Annotated in this window: 19 protein-coding genes; 17 read left to right on the top strand and 2 right to left on the bottom strand. The window is 67.7% G+C overall.

All coding sequences use genetic code 11. The annotated features are described in order from the left end of the window. Positions 1-47: 47 nt before the first annotated feature. Together MTP10_RS35870 and MTP10_RS35865 are read right to left on the bottom strand one after the other, a co-directional pair. On the bottom strand, positions 48-971 hold the full coding sequence (locus tag MTP10_RS35870) for a Gfo/Idh/MocA family oxidoreductase (RefSeq protein ID WP_310715515.1): 924 nt from the start codon (positions 969-971) through the stop codon (positions 48-50). Positions 972-1,246: 275 nt separating this feature from the next. Beyond that, positions 1,247-1,972: a GNAT family N-acetyltransferase gene (locus MTP10_RS35865; protein ID WP_310715512.1), complete on the bottom strand. Its 726-nt coding sequence runs from the start codon at positions 1,970-1,972 to the stop codon at positions 1,247-1,249. Between the two features lie 157 nt (positions 1,973-2,129). On the opposite strand from MTP10_RS35865, the gene MTP10_RS35860 reads away from it, so the two are divergent. The 17 genes from MTP10_RS35860 (at position 2,130) to MTP10_RS35780 (ending at position 19,273) form a co-directional block, all read left to right on the top strand. Next, positions 2,130-2,723 (top strand): hypothetical protein, encoded by a 594-nt coding sequence (locus tag MTP10_RS35860; RefSeq protein WP_310715509.1) that lies wholly within the window; start codon positions 2,130-2,132, stop codon positions 2,721-2,723. Then, on the top strand, positions 2,720-4,813 hold the full coding sequence (lanL, locus tag MTP10_RS35855) for a class IV lanthionine synthetase LanL (protein WP_310715506.1): 2,094 nt from the start codon (positions 2,720-2,722) through the stop codon (positions 4,811-4,813). Before MTP10_RS35860 ends, lanL begins: the two co-directional genes overlap by 4 nt. A gap of 4 nt (positions 4,814-4,817) precedes the next feature. Beyond that, positions 4,818-4,943, top strand: a complete 126-nt coding sequence (locus MTP10_RS35850; RefSeq protein ID WP_310715504.1) for an ALQxL family class IV lanthipeptide — start codon at positions 4,818-4,820, stop codon at positions 4,941-4,943. Positions 4,944-5,191: 248 nt separating this feature from the next. Further along, complete coding sequence (locus MTP10_RS35845) at positions 5,192-6,175, top strand: LuxR C-terminal-related transcriptional regulator (RefSeq protein WP_310715502.1); 984 nt, start codon at positions 5,192-5,194, stop codon at positions 6,173-6,175. Between the two features lie 126 nt (positions 6,176-6,301). Beyond that, positions 6,302-7,354: an LD-carboxypeptidase gene (locus MTP10_RS35840; RefSeq protein ID WP_310715500.1), complete on the top strand. Its 1,053-nt coding sequence runs from the start codon at positions 6,302-6,304 to the stop codon at positions 7,352-7,354. A 140-nt stretch (positions 7,355-7,494) separates the two neighbouring features. Beyond that, entirely contained in the window at positions 7,495-7,656 is a 162-nt protein-coding gene (locus tag MTP10_RS35835; RefSeq protein ID WP_310715497.1) for a hypothetical protein, read from the top strand. A gap of 30 nt (positions 7,657-7,686) precedes the next feature. Continuing rightward, positions 7,687-8,016, top strand: coding sequence for a hypothetical protein (locus MTP10_RS35830; RefSeq protein WP_310715494.1), 330 nt, complete (start codon positions 7,687-7,689; stop codon positions 8,014-8,016). 55 nt (positions 8,017-8,071) lie between these two features. Beyond that, entirely contained in the window at positions 8,072-8,614 is a 543-nt protein-coding gene (locus MTP10_RS35825) for a helix-turn-helix transcriptional regulator (RefSeq protein WP_310715493.1), read from the top strand. Between the two features lie 282 nt (positions 8,615-8,896). Continuing rightward, positions 8,897-9,919: an amino acid--tRNA ligase-related protein gene (locus tag MTP10_RS35820; RefSeq protein ID WP_310715490.1), complete on the top strand. Its 1,023-nt coding sequence runs from the start codon at positions 8,897-8,899 to the stop codon at positions 9,917-9,919. 27 nt (positions 9,920-9,946) lie between these two features. Continuing rightward, the gene (locus MTP10_RS35815; protein ID WP_310715487.1) at positions 9,947-10,822 is read left to right on the top strand and encodes a methyltransferase domain-containing protein; all 876 of its coding nucleotides are present in this window, start codon (positions 9,947-9,949) and stop codon (positions 10,820-10,822) included. Between the two features lie 4 nt (positions 10,823-10,826). Then, positions 10,827-11,903, top strand: a complete 1,077-nt coding sequence (locus MTP10_RS35810) for an LD-carboxypeptidase (protein WP_310715484.1) — start codon at positions 10,827-10,829, stop codon at positions 11,901-11,903. After that, positions 11,900-12,418 carry a hypothetical protein gene (locus tag MTP10_RS35805; RefSeq protein WP_310715481.1) on the top strand — a complete coding sequence of 173 codons (519 nt, stop codon included), beginning with the start codon at positions 11,900-11,902 and terminating at the stop codon, positions 12,416-12,418. Before MTP10_RS35810 ends, MTP10_RS35805 begins: the two co-directional genes overlap by 4 nt. Beyond that, entirely contained in the window at positions 12,418-13,263 is an 846-nt protein-coding gene (locus tag MTP10_RS35800) for a hypothetical protein (protein ID WP_310715478.1), read from the top strand. The genes MTP10_RS35805 and MTP10_RS35800 overlap by 1 nt, the downstream gene beginning before the upstream one ends. A gap of 2 nt (positions 13,264-13,265) precedes the next feature. Beyond that, the gene (locus MTP10_RS35795) at positions 13,266-14,603 is read left to right on the top strand and encodes an alanine--tRNA ligase-related protein (protein ID WP_310715476.1); all 1,338 of its coding nucleotides are present in this window, start codon (positions 13,266-13,268) and stop codon (positions 14,601-14,603) included. 33 nt (positions 14,604-14,636) lie between these two features. Further along, a complete protein-coding gene (gene pheS, locus MTP10_RS35790) occupies positions 14,637-15,683 on the top strand; it encodes a phenylalanine--tRNA ligase subunit alpha (protein ID WP_310715474.1) in 1,047 nt (348 codons plus the stop codon). Continuing rightward, positions 15,680-17,749: a phenylalanine--tRNA ligase subunit beta gene (locus MTP10_RS35785; protein WP_310715471.1), complete on the top strand. Its 2,070-nt coding sequence runs from the start codon at positions 15,680-15,682 to the stop codon at positions 17,747-17,749. Before pheS ends, MTP10_RS35785 begins: the two co-directional genes overlap by 4 nt. 45 nt (positions 17,750-17,794) lie before the next feature. Further along, a complete protein-coding gene (locus tag MTP10_RS35780; protein WP_310715468.1) occupies positions 17,795-19,273 on the top strand; it encodes an alpha/beta fold hydrolase in 1,479 nt (492 codons plus the stop codon).

Genomic DNA, 19,273 nt, shown 5'->3' with positions numbered 1-19,273 from the left:
ATCAGACAGACCCGGCTCTGAGACCGTCCCACGCCGCCGGTGAATTCTCACTGGGTGATCTGCGTGCGGTGAAGCGTGACGAAGGAGGTGAGAATGGCGGCCAGGCCGTCGGACGCGCCCACGGTGGAATGCCGCAGCGGCGTGCCGGATTCGATGGAAGCGGCGATCTCCTGGTAGACGAGCCTGCGCAGGACCCGGACGGGCGGGATCTCCCGCGTGGCCCTCGATCCCATGCGTTCGAAGACCAGGGTGTCGCCGCTGACCGTGAGATGCGCATCGGTGTCGAACAGGCTGAGCCGCTCGGACGGAACCGCGGAACAGGTCGTGCCGGCGAAGGCGAGTCGCGAGCCGTTGTGGAAGCTCACCAGGCCGAGGGCCCGCCCTCCAGGCTCGTCATCGGCCTGGATTCTCGTGTCGATCGGCTCGCCGAGAAGCTGACAGGCCAGGTCCAGGTACGGCGTGAGAATCCGGGCGAGCGCCCGCTTCTGCCGCGTCGGCCCCCAGCGGAACCACAACGGGTTGCGAAACTCCTCGAAGGGATGTGACCGGGAAACCTCGAGCGTTCCGCAGGTCGTCGCCGTCCACAGCCAGGTGCGTACCTCGGCCGGCAGCGCCATGCGGAACGGCATCATGACCCCGATCAACGCGGCGTCGCGCCGGGCCAGCTGCCGGAGCTGCGCCAGCTCCTGCGAAGAGGGGGCGGGTTCCTGGAGGAGTACCGCCTTGCCCGCCTCGGCCGCCTGCCGGACGAGGGCGACTCTCGCCACCGTGTGGGTGCACAGGATGATGAGCCGGATCTCCGCGTCGAGCAGCAGGCTCTCCCAGGCCATATCGGCGGGGGCTCCATCCGAGTCCACGACCGGGTCCCGGCTCAGCACCTGGTCGAGCTGGAAGTCCTCGTTGTGCAGCAGGTCGTCCACGGCCTGCTGGCGCAGGGGACTGCCACCGACGACGGCCGCCCTGATCGTCACGGCACATCCGCCGTTTCGGACCGCTCACTGACCGGACGTGCGTTCGCGCCCTCGTGGAAGGGGGTCAGGCGAATCATGCCGCCCTCCAAGCTCTCATGACCTGTGGCTCTGGTGGATGGGCGCCCCGCCGGAAGCGCGGTGGGGATATCCGGAGATCTCCACGAGCTGCCCAGTGTCATCTTGGAGCCGCGTGGTGGTGAAGTCCACGGTCAGGAGTGGCGAGGTCACGCCAAGGCCGATGGTCGCCTCGACGCCTTTGCCTCGGACGGATGAGTTCAGAGAAGAACGGTCATGGACGTCTCGCCGGTGCGGAAGCCGATCCGTTTCCAGATGTGCCGTGCCGGGTTCGCGTGGCTGACCACGGCGGTGAGAACGTCGAGGCCATCGGCCACCGCCTGCCGTATGACGTGACGCAGGAGGGTCAGGCCCAGGCCCCGGGGCGTGCCGGAAGGATGGCGGAAGGCGTTGGCGATCCACGGGAGCCCGTCCCAGTCGTTGACCACCACCCCTGCCACCACACGATCCGTCATGTCCACGGCGAGTGAGCTGCAGGGGAGGACCGGGCCGATCAGCTCACCGCGGAGGAGGGGGGCCACCTCGTCGCGCAGGACCTCTTCGTCGGTGTGCGGAGAATGATCCGGATGCCCTGGCGGGAAGGCGTTCCGCCATGCGGGCAACACCTCCTCCGGTGCGCGATCACAGGGCACGAACCGGAATCCCTCGGGTGCCGGCGCGGAGGGCAGGGCCGCCGCTCCGCTGAGATCACAGGAGATCACGTGCGCGTGCCGGATGAGCCGAGCACCCCTCGTCATCAATTCCGCGCCGAACTCCTCGGATGCCGTGACGTACCAGCCGCGCATTTTCGCCGCGACCGTCTCGGTCGGTCGCGGGCCGAGGACCTCGATCTTGTGGGCCCACGGCCGGCCATCCCGCTCCCCGCGCACGTAGCTGATTACCGGGACGCCCTGACCATTGTCCAGGAAATGGCGCTCCTGCCGCATGTGATTACTTGTACCGCATCGCGGCGGCCGTAATGGAAGTCGGACCGTCATTTGCCGGTCAATTGCCGCCATGAGGCAGCTTGACGGAGCGTCGCGGCACGTGCCTATGCTGAGCACCCCACAGCGAACCACCCTGGACAAACGGAGTGGCAAGGCGATGCTGAACTGCGTGGACGGTGGCGATCTGACTGCACTGTTGCCCGATCTGCTGGCTGATATCACCGCGCCGGAGCACTGGGAGATACGCGCGGAGTCGTTCTGGTGCTATGTGGAACCGCCGGGGTTCAGTCGTCGGATCCAGGGGTGGAAGATACACGTTTCGGCGACCGCCGAATCGGCGCCTTCGGTGCTGGAGATTTCTGCTGGGGTGCTGCTCCGCCGACGGGCCTGTTTTAAATTCGCCAAAGGCCTGGAAGAGGTCGCCGAACTGACGTCCATGCGTTATCCAAGGTCTGGCGGCGGCAAGTTCATCACCGTCTATCCCGATGACGACGAGCATTTCGGTGTGCTCGCGGAGGAGCTGCACCGGGCCACCGCGGGGCTGGCCGGGCCCACCATCCTGTCGGACCGGCCCTATCGTCAAGGGAGCCTGGTCAGCTACCGCTACGGGGGATTCACGAGCGCCTTGTCCAGGCTCGACGACGACGGCTCGTACGTGCCCGCGCTCGTGGCCCCCGACGGCACGTGGGTGGAGGACCGGCGTGAGGCCCGGTTCACGCCTCCGCCGTGGGCGCCGCCGTTCCCGGGATGACACCGCCGCCGGCGGGAGGAGGCGGCCCCGTGCTCATCGCCGACCGGTTCCACGTGGACGAGGCGATCCGGCACTCCAACCGAGGCGGGGTCTACCGGGCCACGGATCGGCGGAGCGGGCACCGGGTGATCCTCAAGGAGGCGCGTCCGCACATCGCGGACGCGCACGCCCAGCTACGCCGCGAGGCGGACGTGCTCGACCTCATGCGACCACTGGGTGTCACGCCCCGCAAGGTGGTGCTGGTCGAGTACCAGCGCCACCTGTTCCTGGCGGAGGAGGAGATCCCCGGACGATCCCTGCGGACATGGGTGGAAGAGGAGTCACGGGGGACGGAGACCCGCCGGCTGCGGCCGCCAGACGTGCTGGCCATGGCCGCACGCCTGGTGGACCTGGTGGCACTGATCCACCGAAGTGGCCTGGTGCTGCGCGACCTCAGCCCGGGCAATGTCGTGGTCACTCCCGACGGCGAGCTGCGCCTGGTGGACGTGGAGTTCGTGACCCGGCACGGGAGCCCGGCCGCGCCGGTGATGACGCCCGGCTACACGGCGCCGGAGCAGATCGCCGCACGCGGGCCCGGCCCCTCGGCGGTCGCCTCGCAGACGGCCGACCTCTACAGTCTCGGCGCGTGCCTGCTGTATCTCTGCGGCCGCGTCAACCTGGTGCTCACGGCCTCGGACGACCCTGTCAGGGTGGCGGCCGAGCGCATGGATCTGCTGGTACGAACCGCCCTGCACGGCAACGACGCCCTGCGCCGCCTGGCACCTGCGATCCTCGGCCTGACGGCGGCCGAGCCGGAGGCGAGGTGGAGCCTCGACCGGGTACGAGCCGCTCTGCGCGGCGTCCGCGGCGTCTCTCCCGCTCCCATCGTGGCCCTCACCCCGGACGAGCAGGACGGCCTGCTGCGTGACCTGCTGGACCACACGGTGGAGCGGATGACGCCTGGCGGCGGATCTCTGTGGCCACCCGTGCGGCACGAGAACCGGACGGGGGATCCCGCCGGTGTGCACGCCGGCGCCGGCGGCGTGGTCATGGTGCTGACGGGCGCGGTGCGCGTCTTCGACGACGCGAAATACCGGCACGCTCTGGACATGGCGGCCGCATGGCTGTGCGCGGAGCTGGAGCGCGAGCCACGCGTTCTTCCCGGGCTGTTCTTCGGCCGCTCGGGCAGTGCCTGGGCGTTGTACGAGGCCGCCCGCGTCCTCGGCGACGACGGCCTCGCCGAACTTGCTCTCGCCTATGCCAAGCGCATTCCGCTGCGGTGGTATGTACCGGACTACACGCATGGCACGGCGGGCGCCGGCGTCGCGCAACTCGCGCTCTGGCAGGCCACGAACGACCACGAATTCCGGGCGCGGGCACAATTCTGCGGCGATCGGCTGATGGAGACCTGCGAGCGGCAGGCGGACGAGGTCGTGTGGCCGATCCCCGACGGCTTCGGATCCAAACTGGCCGGTCTCACGCACTACGGTTTCGCGCATGGCGTCGCCGGCATCGCGACGTTCCTGCTCTCGGCCGGCCACGTCCTCGGCAGGACCGACTACGTCGAGATGGCCGAGATCTGCGGCACAGCGCTGTACGCCCGGGCCGAGCGGGTCGGAGAAGCCGTACGGTGGCCGGTCGGTCCCGAAGACGCCACCCGGGCGGGGGTCCAGGAACCGGACACCGCCTGGTGGTGCAACGGCTCCGGCGGCATCGGCGCCTTCTTCGCCAGATTGTGGCGGACGACCGGCGACGCTCGTTTTCTCAGCATGGCGGAAATGGCCGCGACCGCAGTGCGGAACGAGCGATGGTTGGTCGGTCCCAATCACTGTCACGGCAACGCGGGAAATGGCGAACTGCTGCTCGACCTGGCCGGTCTGCTGGGCGAGAAACGCTATCTCACCTGGGCGGCGGAAATCGCGGCCTGCATTCACAGCGGGCACGTCCGCGAAAATGGAAGGAGAATCATCCGCGCCGCGGACGCACGGGAACTGCCCTTCAGCTACAACCTCGGCCTGGGCGGGATCATCGGATTCTTGTTGCGGCTGCGACACGGTGGCCGCCGGTGGTTCATGCCCGATGAGTTCGCCCTCCACACGGAAGGGAGGTGAAATCGTGTCCACCGATGTGGCCGCTCTTCAGGAACTCCCCGCCGCGGAGAACGCCGAGGCGCAGGAGAAGACCGTCTGCTGTATGACCTGGACTGTTCCGGGTTGCCAGACCTCGTTCGTCTCCACGTAGGAGACGGTTCGTGGGGCAGGCCGGTCGCCCGGAGCCGGGGCTCGCCGCGGTTCGGGGCGGCCGGCCGTGCCACGAGTACCAGGGGCCGATCAGTGACGCGCTACATCTCGTGTCCGGGCGATCGCGAATTGCATCCCGCTATGGCGGGCATCATAGCCAATTGCCCGCACGATAAAAGGGCTTGTTCTCGCTTGTTCGATCAATAGAATGATGTGAGCCCTGCGAGATCCGTCCCCGAAAGTTGATCAATGCTTGTATCGCTCGGTCTGTATCCACTGGCGGAAAAGATCTACCGGATTCTCCTTCTGCGAAAGGACTTGGACGTCGAGTCGATGGCGAGAGAGCTTTCCACAACCAGTGATCAGGTCCGATCCGCACTCGATCACCTCGCGGAGCTGGCGTTACTCCTGCCCTCCTGGGAATCTCCGGGGAGCTTTCGCCCGGTCAGCCCGCAGGTGGGACTACAGATACTCCTCCAGCAACGTCAGGCCGAACTGGCGCGTCAGCAGAACCAGATCGCCGAGGCCGAGTCCGCCATCGCGGCCATCGTCAGCGAATACTCCGACTCCCACCAGGACGGGCAACGTCCTGGAGCCGATTGGCTTCTCGGGATGGACGCGATCCAGGCCCGTATCGAGAGGCTGTCGGCCGAAGCCGTCTTCGAAGTGGCCAGCATGATGCCCGGCGGGGCGCAGGACCCCCGGTTGATCGAGGCGGCCAAGTGCCTGGACCGACAGGTCCGTGACCGGGGCGTGGACATTCGCACCATCGGGCTGGACAGCATTCGTAATGACGGCCTTACGCTGGCGTACGCGGAATGGCTGGTCGAGAGCGGCGCGCAGGTTCGCACGGTGCCGGCCCTGCCCATTCGGATGTTGATCTATGATCGCCGGATCGCCGTTCTCCCGATGGACGCGTCGAACACCCAAGCAGGGGCCGTGCAGGTGTCGGACAGCGGGACCGTGGTCGCGGTCCTCGCGTTGTTCGACCAGATCTGGAATGTGGCGACGCCCATCGGGTCACAGCCGAGCAAGGACGAGGCCGGACTGCTGCCACAGGAGCGGCAACTGCTCAGGCTGCTGGCCGAGGGAATGACAGACGAGGCGGCCGGTCATCAGCTCGGCCTGTCTCAGCGCACCGTACGACGCATGATGGCCGCGATCATGGAGCGGCTCGGCGCCCGCAGCCGCTTCGAAGCGGGGTTGCGCGCGGCGCGACAAGGCTGGATCTGACCCCACGCCCCGGCTTTCGGGTGCCCTCCCGGTGCGGGCTCGCGTGCCCCTTTGCCGCGTCCGGCAAGCCACCGTCGTGATGGCCGCGCGTCAGTACAATCGCGTTGGTCTCCGTCGGACGATCACGTGGAAGAGGACATGCGCCCTGAATTCATCGTCCCCCCGAAACTGACGGCCGGGCAGCGGGTCGCTGTGCTCTCTCCTTCCTTCGCGGCACCTGGGATGTTTCCCGCCGTGCACGAACTGGCAATGCAACGGCTTCGGGACGAGTTCGAGCTGGAGCCGGTGGAATATCCGACCACCCGCCAATTGGGGGCCTCGCCGCGGGAGCGGGCGGCCGATTTCATGGACGCGTTCTCCGACCCCGACATCCATGCGGTGCTGGCCACGATCGGAGGCGATGACCAGCTCTGCGTGCTGCCCTACCTGGACCCCTCCGCGGTGGCCCCCAAGCCGTTCGTCGGCTACAGCGACAACACCAACCTGCTCAACTGGCTGTGGAACCTCGGCGTGGCGGGCTACCACGGCGGATCGACCATGGTGCACCTGGGGCGCGGCGGTGGACTCCATCCGGTGACCAGCGGGTCGCTGCGGGCCGCGTTGTTCCACAGCGGCGATGTCGCGTTGCACCCGGTCGATGTGTTCAGTGAGGACGAGCTCGACTGGGGCGATCCCGCCTCGCTGAACCAGACGGCGCCGGCCCTTCCCAGCCCCGGCTGGAGCTGGCATCAGCCCGATCGGGTCGTCACCGCGCCCACCTGGGGTGGCAACCTGGAGGTCCTGCACTGGAATCTGGCCGCCGGCCGATGGATCCGCGCGGTCGAGGACTACGCCGGTTGTGTGCTGCTGCTGGAGACGTCCGAGGAGATGCCGACGGGGCGGGAGGTGTTCCGTATGCTGCGAAATGCCGGCGAGCGCGGATTGCTCGCACAGTTCCCGGCGATCCTCGTCGCTACGGCGAAGGCCACGAACCTGTCCAGGACCTGCAGTCCTGAAGAACGGGAGAGCTACCGCACCGAGCAACGTGAAGCGATCTTGCGAATCCTCGGCCGCTACCACCCTGAGGCCATGGTCGTGTTCGGCGTGGACTTCGGGCACACCGATCCCCAGTGGATTCTTCCCTACGGCGGGATGATGACCGTGGACGGTCCCGCCCGGCGCATCATCGCCCACTATTGACGCCGCAGAGCCGTCCGGCCGAGCGGTCAGGCCTAATCAGGCCAGACCTCTTTAGGTCACGCGCCGGTGCTTCTATCCGGTCCATTCCGCTGCGCATACTGATCGCACCATTCGGCAGCGCCTCACGAAAAGGACCGAAAATGCGGCTTCCCACGAAGTTCACCACGAAGATCGCTACTCTTCTCGTTGTCCTGGCCGCGCTCGGAACGGGCTCCGCGGTGGTGGCCCTGGCCGGTGAGGCGCCGGCCGGGAATGCCATCATGAACGTCGCCGACGGCGCAGACGGAAACATCTGGGGCTGAGCATCGAATCATCGTTGCCGATGCATCGTCATGTATGTGATCACCGCTCGACTGGCTCCGACCATCCCCGGAAGCCCGCCGCTCGACACCGAGCGACTCCACTCCTCCCTGACCGCGTTCAAAGGCTCGATCAGCGTCGGCCACGCCTACATCCGACGCGACGACGGCGGGATATCGCTGGTCCTGTACCTGATCGGCGCTGACCTTCCGCAGGCGGAAAACGGTGCCCGCGCCCTGCTGCAGGAGGCGCTGGCCAACGATGCCGGTCTGGCCGGATGGGTGGTCGCGCACTGCGGGGCCGACCTGATCTCGCTGGCGATGGACACGTTGCTCTGGGCCGATCCGTCAACCGACACCTGAGCGGATGGCTCTCGCTCCGGTGTCAGACCCCTGGCTTCGAGCACGAAAGGATGGCATGAGACTCCCAGTCGGGCGTTCACCGCATCAAGAGTCGTTCCGCTCACTGCTCCGCAAGCTTCGGATTCGTGCCGGGCTTACCCAACAACATCTGGCTGATCTGTCCACGCTGAGTGTGCGCGCGATTCGTGACCTGGAAAGTGGGCGGGTGCATCGGCCGCGCCTGGAGACGGTTCGTCTGCTGGCCGACGGTCTCGCTCTCGAAGGCGGCACCCGCTCGCTGTTCGTCGCGTCGGCGACCGAGGCCGCCGAGAGCGACACCGGCGACGACGCCTGCAACGGTGCCTTCATGCTCGAAGACGACCTGGGGACCACGATCGCACGCGTCATAGAGAGCGCGCTCATGAGCACCTTGCCCGGCCCGGTGAAGGCACGGCCCGCGCCTCCGGAAGGAGCCGTCCGGCAAGTTTCCATGATCCGCCTGGATGGTGGCGAGCCCCGTCACATCTTCCTGGAGATCTGGATGTGGCGTGGATCTGAGATGCCTCAATGGTTTCCGGCAGACGACGCATTGAGGTGGGAAATGTCCGAACGGTCCTAGGGTTGCGCGCGGCGAGCCAGGGCCGGGCGACGTTCGCCGCCGGCCGGTCCGCTCTCGATCACCGAGGGACGAGCCTGCCGGCGGCCCCTTTCACGCCCTGAGCTGGGAGGAGCCGAGCCCGCCGCCGCCCGCTGTCATACCTCGGCTTTGCTGGCAATTTCTCGCCATGGCTGCTACACGCCTTGGCGGAGGCTGGACACCCGCTGTTTCGGTGACACACGATGAATGCGCAGAAGTCGCCATTCCCCGGAAAGCGCCGTCCGCGTCTCGTGAAAGGTCGCCATGTCGCAACCGACTGTTCTCGCGCCCCGTTCCTGGGCAGAGCCGGCAAAGCACTATCTCACCGTTCTGGAAAATTCCTGGTATCAGCATCTGACGCTGTTCCAGGATATCGTCGCCCATCGGACGATCGACTTCTGGACAACCCGCGGGGCCCGTTATCTCAACCTGCCGATCACGACGGGTTCCATTTCCAGCCCGATGGGCCGCGGCAGCGACAGCACGCCGGTGAGGGTGGAACTGGAAGGCGTTCCGACCTATCTCGCGGACTCGATGCAGTTCATGCTCGAATTCGGCTGCCGGCTCTCACCCGCTGGGGCGTACTATCTCATGCCTTCGTTCAGGGGCGAGCAGGCCGACGAGACGCACCTGTGCCAGTTCTTCCACAGCGAGGCCGAGGTCGCCGGAGGTCTGGACGACGTCATCCGCGTGGTGGAGGCCTACCTGCGCCATCTTTCCGCCGGTCTGCTCGACTACGGCCGTCAGGCCGTGCTGGACATCGCGGGAGACCTCGACCATCTGGAGGAGTTCGCGGGCTCGTCCGCCCTGCCTCGCGTGCCGTTCGACGAGGCGGCGGCTCGGCTGCGCCACGATCCGGCGTTCGTGCGGGAAATGGGGCCGCAGTGCCGCACTCTCACCCGGGCGGGGGAGCGGGAACTGATGAAGCAGTTCGGGGGATATGTATGGGTCACCCATATGGACCACCTCAGCGTGCCGTTCTATCAGGCCTTCGACCCTGACGACCCTGCCAAGGCTCTGAGCGCCGATCTGCTTTTCGGTATCGGGGAAACGGTCGGCTCGGGAGAGCGGCACGTCAACGCCGCCGAACTCGAACGGGCCCTGCGCCTCCATGAGGTGCCGGCCGACGAGTACCACTGGTACATGACCATGAAGGAACGCCATCCGTTGCGTACATCGGGTTTCGGGCTCGGGGTCGAACGCTTCCTCCTCTGGGTCATGAAACACGATGACATCCGGGATCTCGCTCTGCTGCTGCGGTTCAACGGGCAGCAGATCCTCCCCTAGGGCAATCACTACCGACACGGAGCTCCCATGGCGCTGATCGACGTACCCTCACCCGATTCCACGCAGCACGAAGTGCTCGACTATTTCCGCAAGAAAGCCGACGGCTACGACCAGGTGGACGAGCAGGTCTACTGGCGACTGTCGGATCAGCTTCTCTGGGAAGCGCTGCAGGAGTACGTGCTGCCCCACGTCCCGGTGGGCGGGCGGCTCCTGGACGCGGGCGGAGGCACGGGGCGGTGGACCCAGCGGATCCTGCGGGAACGCCCGGACCTGACCTGCGTGCTCTTCGACCTCAGCCCCGACATGACGCGGCACGCCACGGCCAAGGCGGAGGAAGGCGGCTATCTCCAGCGTCTCACCGTGGTGAACGGCGACTTGATGGACGTGGAGCACCGGCTGGCAGGCGACCTGTTCGACCTGGTCATCAGCTTCCACAACGTGCTCGGCTTCGTGGCCGATCCCGATGAGGTGCTCAGGCAGCTCGTCACGCTGATGGCGCCCGGCGCTCAGATGGCCCTGGTTCTGCCCAACCGCTATCACACGGCCTTCTTCAACGTGCACGTCGGCATGCTGGAGGACGCGGAGTCGGCGGTGTCCGACGCTCGCGGGCGCTTCACCCCGGACATGCCGGTCATGCACCTGTTCACGCCCGAACTGCTCCACGAGCGGCTGGTCGGGCTCGGGCTCACCGTCTCGGTCAGGACGGGGTTCCCCACGCTCATCTATCCGGGCTACCAGGAGACCCAGATCGAAGGCACCAGCGCCGGCGTCTTCCGGAGCCTGTCCGACCCCCAGAGCTACGAACGCATCCTGAAGATGGAGCGTCGGATGCTCGCCGAACCGAGCCTGGCCGAACGCGGGAACAACCTGTTCTTCGTCGCATGCCAAGGCCCCGCGTCGTAGGCGGATGTCCTCCTCGACGAGGCGGGCTCCGGCGGACGAGTCGGACCCGAGCCCGCCTGCGCCCCCGCGTCCAGCGGCCCTGCGACCCGGAGATGTGATCGGACTCTGCTCCCCCTCGATGCCGCACGCCGCCAGGTTCCCCCGGCGCCGAGCCCGTGCGGTCGGCGCGCTGGAGGCGGCGGGCTACCGGGTGCGGGAGGGGCGGAACTGGCTCAAGGACACCGGCCACACGGCCGGCACACCAGAAGAGCGGGCCCAGGACCTGCACGAGCTCTTCGCCGACGGCGAGGTTCGCGCCATCATGACCTCGATCGGCGGTTACAACGCCAACCAACTGCTGGAACTGCTCGACTACGAGCTGATCCGGCGCCACCCGAAGCTGCTGATCGGCTACAGCGACGCCACCGCGCTCCTGCTGGCGATCTGGACACGCGCTCGGGTGGGGGTCGTGATGGGTCCCCAGCTTCTTCCCCAGTGGGGAGAGTCCGGCGGATGCCTGTCCTACACCGAGGCGATGCTGGAGCGCACCGTGGCGGACTCCCGTCCGCTCGGCGACATCCCCTTTCCCGAGGAGCAGGTTCTCGAATTCCTCGCCTGGGACCGCGACGACGAACGGCCGAGACGCCAGGAGCGGGCCGCTCCGGTACGGGTCCTGCGGGAGGGAGCGGCGGAGGGCTTTCTGATCGGCGCGAATCTGGACACCCTCCTGAGGCTGGCCGGCACGGACTTCTGGCCGGAGCTGGGGGGCGCGATGTTGCTGATGGAGACCGCGGGCGGCGACATCGGGGAAGTGGAAGCGCAGTTGACCCACCTGCGGCACCTCGGGGTCTTCGACCAGATCGTCGCGCTGGGGCTGGGCCGGTTCACCGATCCCGCGATGGACCGGCTCCCCGAACTGGCGGCCGTCGTGGACCGGGCGGCGCGGGGCTTCCGCGGCCCGATCCTGAGCGGGCTTCCGCTGGGTCACACCGACCCCATGATGTGCGTGCCCTTCGGGGCGCGGGCCACGTTGTACGCCGGCGAGCGGCAGCGCCTGACGGTGCTGGACCCCGCGGTCAGAGAGGAGGGCTTCATGCCATGAACAAGGCGGCGAAATGGTCAGGGCCGGTCGGGAGGAAGCCGGCGATGGCGGCGGCCCTCCTGCTCGCGGTGCTGGCGGCCCAGTTCTTCCACACGGTCGTCGATCGCAATCGATGGCCCCTCTGCTCCAACAACATGTTCAACCGCACGTTGCCCCGCCGGTTCGCCCAGTTACGGGTCCGGCTGAGGGACGGCGACGAGTGGACCGGCTTTCGGCAGGTCTACGGCCTGATGCCGCTGGAGTTCTTCCGGGTTGTGGACATCTTCGCCACCGTCCTGCTGGAGAACAAGGACGACGAGGTGAAGGAGAGGTTCTGCCGGACGATATTGGACCGGCTCAACACGCGGCCCTGGCCGAACTACGACGAGGTGCGGCGCTCGGAAAGGCCCCGGCATCCACGCGGCTTCACCGGACTAGAGGTGATCATGGTCAATATCGATGTCGGAGACTATTCGATGGCCGACGACGGGCCCCTCTACGACCACCAGGTGCTCTACCGCTGTGAGGTGGGGTGATGGTGCGCAGGCTCGCGGCGATCCTCTTCGGGCAGGAGGACGCCGCCGACCGGCTGCCGCTCGTGCGCGTGAGTCTCGGCGCCGCGGTCATCCGGACCATCGTGCAGATGCCCGCCGGGTCGTTCTTCGAGGAGACCCAGGACACCCTCCAGGCTTGCCGGCCGGATGACCGTCGCAAGGTCCGGCTGAGCGCCTTCCAGTTCAACGCGCTGCGTCTGCTGTCGCTGACCAGCGTGGGGTTGTGGACGATCGGCGTGCGCCACGTCCTCGTGCGGGTTTCCGCGGCGGCCGGCTTCGCCGCGCTCAACTGCTATGTCGCCCAGTTCCATCCGCGACTGTGGAACTACAACAGTCACCTGAACCTGTTCCTCTGTGCGGCGACCGCGGTCGACACCTCGAAATGGCTGAGCGTCGACAAGCGGCCGGCCGGGCCCCTGTCGAAGGAAGAGGCGCAGCTTCAGTCGCTGGCGCTCGCGGCCATGCAGCTGGGGTCCGCCGCGATCTACAGCCAGGCCGGGCTGTCGAAGCTCATTCACGGCAAACTGAAGTGGATGACGGAGGGCAGCACCCTCAAGGGCGCGCTGGCCGTACTGGGCACGGCCGAGGGGCACCGCCTCAGCGCCAACGACCCTTTGATACGGGTGCTGAGCGTGGCGACCGTCGTCGGTGAGGCCGCTTTCCTGCCGCTGCTGGTGGCCCGCTGGAAGAACCGGCGTCTGATCGCTCTCGCCGCCGTCGCCTTCCATCTGGCGACCAAGCGATTCCTGGGCATCTCGTTCTGGCATCTGTGGGCGATGTATCCGGCGCTGTTCATCGCCCCGCCGCCGAAGGCGGATCGCTCGTAGGGATGCGCACCGCTCGTGCAGAGATGGACCCGACGCCAGGAGATCCAGCCATGCGAGGCCAAGTCAGTCACAGTGATGTACGGCGGGCGAGTCGCTTGCACCAGACCCTTGTGGATCTGACCGCCGGTTTCACCGATCACTTCCTTCAGGGCGGGGCCGAGCGCTTGTCCGCCGAGCAGGCCATACCGCGCGACGACCCGACCGTTCTGTTCACCAACTCCGCCGTGGTCCCGTTCAAACCCTACCTACGCGGTGATCTCGCCCTGGGTGATCGCACGCTCGTGGTGACCCAGCCGTGCGTCAGGGCGCACAATCTCAAGACCACCTTCACCGAGGCGTTCTCGGCCGACTTCGTCCTGCAGTTCAACATGCTCGCCGTGCTCGCGCCCGTGGCCGCCCGGACCTCACTCGCCGACACCATCAGCCGCTTCTTCAGTGACCTCCATGGGCTGAAGGACTCGCAGGTGCTGCTGAAAGTGGCGGCCGACGACCACGACCTGCACACCGCCTGGCGGGACGCCTGGACGACGCCGGTGGCCTACGGCGAGGAGCCGCGTCGCTACTACCGCTGGGGTTTCGGCGAGGACCGGATGACAGGGCGGGGCGCCACCTTCGCCATCGCGCAATCCGACGGTAAGTGGCGCGACCTGGGAAATCTCATCGCCTTCGAATGGGACGGCCGGACCGTCGGCTACGGGTTCGGGATCGGCGTCGAGACGCTCGCCGCGTGCCTGGCCCGCAGCCGGTGGGTGATCGACGTGATGCCGGCCGGGGTGCTCCCGCCCGTGGAGACGGAGCAGGAGGCCAAGCTCGCGGACCTGCTGGGCCTGCTCGCCCGGCTCTACGCCAACGACATCGAGGCGTCCGGCCGTGCCCAGGGCTACATCATGCGCAAGGCCCTGGTGACACTGGACGCTCTGGCGGCCGAGCTGCGCGTGCCGCAAGGCGAGCTCCTGTCCAGGATGAGCGCGATCACGGCCGCGCAGACCCCGGAGCTCGACCTGGCGGGCCCCTTCGACAGAGACCTCACACAGCTCCGTGCGCTGCCTGAGGTGGTGCGTTCGCTCGATCTGTCGTTGCGGTGCCGCCGGGACGTGTCGCCGGAGATGCTCTGTGCCGCCGCCGAGGGGGTCAGCATTCCCGAGGTGCTCAGGATCGACTCGTCCGTCTCGGACGTGTGGCGCGGGCCTTCGCTGGACGAGGACGAGCACGCCGTGACGATCTCGTTGAGTCTCCTGACCCGCCACCCGTTGGCGCCGCAGCAGATCAAGGAGGCGTTGCGGACCGTGACGCGGGAACTGACCGGGAATTTCGGCGCGACGTTGCGCGGCACGGTATGAGCCGCGGCTCGCGATGCCGGCGAACGTGTACCTGTGGAGTGGGAAGTGGATTTTTCAGCAGAGATATATGCCCGTTTCTCGGCCGACCTCGCGAAAGCAGTCACCGGGGACGAGCTGGCCGCAGTGCAGGCCCGGCATACAGGACGGCGCAGCCGGGTGAAACAGGAGTTCCGCGAGCTGGCGAAACTTCCCGAGCAGGAACGTAAGGAGCGCGCGGTCACGCTCAACGGCCTGGACCTGCGGATGCGCACGGAAGTGGAGGAGAAGACCGCTCGCGTGCGGGCGGAGGAGACGGCCCGGCAGATCGAACACGAATGGCTCGACCTGTCCTTGCCCGGTCAGGCGCCCAGGCGTGGCGCCTGGCATCCGCTCACGGAAGTCGAGGGCCGCTGCCTGGACGTGCTGCGCCGGCTCGGATTCGAGCGCGCGGACGGGCCCGAGGTCGAGGACGCGTACCACAACTTCGACGCGCTGAACATCCCGCAGCACCATCCGGCGAGGGACATGCAGGACACCTTCTGGCTCGACGCCGGGCTGCTCCTGCGCTCGCACACGACCACCATCCAGGCCAGGGTGCTGGGAGGCCGGCCGGACCCGCCGGTCAAGATCGTCGCGGCGGGCCGGGTCTACCGCAACGAGGCGGTGGACGCCACGCACCTGGCGATGTTCCACCAGTTGGAGGGCTTCTGGCTGGAGAGCGGGCTCGCCCTGGGGCATCTGAAGGAAATTCTCGTCTTCGTGGCACGGGCTCTCTACGGAGACCGGGTGCGGATACGTTTCAAACCCAAGTACTACCCGTACACGGAACCGTCGCTCGGACTTGACATCACGTGCACGGCCTGCGGAGGCGACGGATGTGAGGCCTGTCACCGCGTCGGCTGGGTGACCATCATCGGCGCCGGAATGATCCATCCGGCGGTGCTTCGCGAATTCGGCTTCGACGGCGTCGACATTCGCGGGATCGCGTTCGGCTGGGGTACGACCAGAATGGCCGCGCAATGGCTCGGCATCTCCAAGGTGAGGTCGCTGTACTCCGCCGACCACCGTCAGCTGGCCTACCTGCATCGAGGCGTCTCATGAAGCTCTCTGTCGTCGGCCTGCGCGCGTTCCTGCCGGAGTTGCCGCATGACCTCGCCCGGGTGCGGGCCGCACTGGATGAGTCCGGCCTTGAGGTCAAGAGCGTCGAATCCGACGGCTCGGACTCGTACGTGACGCTGGAGTTCCTGGCGAATCGCGGTGACCATCGGAGTTACGCGGGGGTGGCCACCGAACTGGCCGCCCGGCTGCACCTCCCGCTGACGCTTCCGCCGGTCGAGCGGCCAGAGGTCGGTGACGGCCCGATCAGGGTGGCTGTGGAGTCGGCGGCGTGCCTGGCGTACTCGCTGACCCGGCTCACCGTTCTCGATCCGAAGGCCACGCTGCGCGCGGACGTGACCGCCAGACTGGCCGCCGAGGATCTGCTCACGGGATCGGCGCTGGTGGACGCGGCCAACGCCGCGGCCTTGGAGCTCGGCCAGCCGACTCATGCCTTCGACGCCGACCGGGTGAGCGGCACCGTTCACATCCGTGCGAGCCGTTCCGGTGAGCGGGCCCATCTGATCGGGGAACGGGAGCCCAGGTCGCTGCCCGCCGGCCTGCCGGTGGTGGCCGACGAGGAGAAGATCCTCGCGGTGGCGGGCGTGCTGGGGTGCGAGGAATCCCGCGTGCGGGACGGGACGCGACGGGTGCTCCTGGAGTCCGCGGCGTACGATCCCGTGGCGGTCAGAAAGGCCGCGGCGGCGATCGGGGTCTCCACCGCGGCGTCGCAGCGATACGAGCGTGGCAGCGATCCCACCGCCGTCCTTCAGGGCGCCGGCCGGGTGATCCGCCTTCTGGAAGAGGCCGGCGCCGCCGAACGGGACGGGCCGTCCATCGTCCCCGTACGGTGGACGGCCCCACCGCCGCGCATCGCGCTCGACCCGGAGACCTGCTCCGATTTCCTCGGCATCCAGCTCGGCCTGACAGACATGGAGAGCAGGCTCGGCGACTACGGCTTCCGGCACGAGGGCAACGGGGAGTTCTCCGTGCCGGGCTCGCGCATCTGGGACGTGAAAGAGCCGGAAGACCTCTACGAGGAGCTGGCTCGTCACATCGGGTTCGACACGCTGCCCGCGCGGCCACTTCCGGCCGGACCAGGAGCGCCGCTCACGCCGAAGGAGGAGCTGGTTCAGGCGATCGGCGGCACCCTCGTCGGGCTCGGCTTCTACGAGACGTTCACCGAAGGCTTCTACGGCAAGGAGACGTTGCGCCTGCTCTCACCGGCCGAGTCCGGGCCGCTGGCACGGCACGTGCGGATACTGAACGCCGAAGACCGCCGCTACTCCATGCTGAAGAACAACTGCCTGGCGCAGGCCGTGGCGGCGGTGAGCGCCAATCTCCGATTCAAGCAGGGCGACGTGCGCCTGTTCGAGGTGACACGGGTGTTCGAGCCCGACGCCACAGCGGACAACGGCCTCTGCCACGAACACGAGGTGATCTGGGCCGTGGCACTGGGGAGCCGCGCCTCCGACCAGTGGTCGGGCAAGGCGGGCGAAACAGATGTCTTCTTCCTGCGTGGCGCGGTGGAGGAGATCGCGCTGCGCTGCCGTGCCGACATCGCCTTCCGCCCCATTGCGCCGGCGAATCCGCTGGCCGAGGTCCTCCACCCCCACCGCGGCGCCGAGATCCTCCTCGACGGCCGGTACGCGGGTCTCCTCGGAGAAGTGCATCCGGACGTGCGCCGCCGCGCAGGCCTCGGCGGTAACCGGCCGTGCTACCTGGAGCTGCGCCTGGACGCGTGGAAGCTGCGCAAGGAGCCTGCCAGACGCCCGCCGTTCCATGAGGACCCCGGCGTGGAGCGCATGGTCGACTTCGTCATGCCCCGCCCGGTACTCAGCCAGGACGTCCTGGCGGTCATGACCGCCGTGAGCCCTTCCTGGGTGCGCAGCATCAGGGTCGGCGACGTCTTCGTGCCGGACGGGGCCGCTCCTGGCGAGCGCTCGGTCACGTACGTCATCACCTGCAACAGCGAGCCCGTGCGGTCGGCCGGCGAGGTCAACGCCATGCTCCAGAGCTTCATCGAGACCGTGACGGGGAGATTCGCCGGCCAGGGCGTACGCCTGCGTTGAGCGGCCCTGATCCATCGCCCGACCCGCGTGAGAAGGGTAACGACATTGACGCGTCCCAGCGATTTCATGCTGTTCTGCATTCCTCATGCCGGCGGTTCGGCCAGCTCCTTCGCGGGCTGGCACAGCTCGTTCGGGCATGGCGCGGAAGTACGGCCGGTTGAACTGGCCGGGAAAGGCGCCAGGGCGGGCGAGACGCCGTACGCGTCGATCCAGGAGGCGGCGGAAGACGTCGCCGGCATCATCGAGAAAGAGTCGGCCGGCAGGACCTGGGCGGTGCTCGGCCACAGCATGGGCGCGCTCATCGCCTACGAGGCCGTATGCATACTGTCGGGACGTGGTCATCCCCCGGCCCAGCGGTTGATCGTCTCCGGATGTCCCGCCCCGCGGCAGCGGCCGAGCGGACGCCCGGACAAGCCGCTGCACAGCGGGGAAGCCATCGGTTTCCTTGAGCGGCTCGACGGCCTGCCCGCCGAGATCGCCCGAGACGGGGAGGCAGCCGACTATTTCGCGGAGCTCGTCCGCCGCGACGGCCTGCTCCTGTCGGAGTATCAGTACACGCCGCCATCCGGCCCGCTCGATTGTCCCGTCACCGTGCTGACGGGTTCGGCGGACCCCGTCACGGGGGAAACGAATCCCGCGGACTGGGAACTGGTGGCCGGCCGGCCGGTGAGCATCCGCCAGGTGAGCGGACGAGGACATTTCTTCACGATGGAGAACGCCGCCGAGTGCGCCGCTCTGGTGCTCACCGAACTCGGCCGCACCGGGGCGCGCGAAGAGCGGGCCGCCCGCCTGTACCTGGATCTCATCAAGAAGACGCTGACCAACGTCATCTATGAGGACCCGCCCGTGCCCAGCGACTGGAGCCCGGGCTCCACCTATGACAGGGTCAGCCGCAGCGCGGGTCTGGACTGGCCGAGCAAGGCCCACACCATGGTCGGGCTACGCCGGCTCGACAACGTCCAGGAATGCATCGAGCAGGTGCTCCGCGACGAAATCCCGGGCGACCTCATAGAGACCGGGGTCTGGCGCGGGGGCACCACCATCATGATGCGAGCCGTACTGGCCGCGTGGGGGGTCAAGGACCGGCGCGTGTGGGTGGCCGATTCCTTCCAGGGGATGCCCGAGCCCACGCCGGAGTCGCACCCCGAGGACGCCCGGCTTGCCACTCACGAGTTCAACCACTTCATCGGGGTGCCGCTCGACAGGGTGAAGCAGAATTTCCACGCCTACGGACTGCTGGACGATCAGGTCGGTTTTCTGCCGGGCTGGTTCAAGGACACCCTTCCGGCCGCCCCGATGGACCGGCTCGCCGTGCTGCGGCTGGACGGCGATCTGTACGACTCGACGATGGACGCGCTGGAGCATCTGTACCCCAAGCTCTCCTCCGGCGGCTTCGTCATCATCGACGACTATTTCCTCAAACCCTGCCGTGACGCCGTCTACGGCTTCCGCGAGAGGCACGGCATCGAGGACGAGATCCGCGACATCGACGGCTATGGCGCCTACTGGCGCCGGGGGAGCTGA

Origin of the sequence: Nonomuraea sp. 3-1Str (assembly GCF_031570565.1) — a bacterium.
Lineage (GTDB): Bacteria > Actinomycetota > Actinomycetes > Streptosporangiales > Streptosporangiaceae > Nonomuraea.
This window is presented reverse-complemented; position numbering and strand designations above follow the sequence as displayed.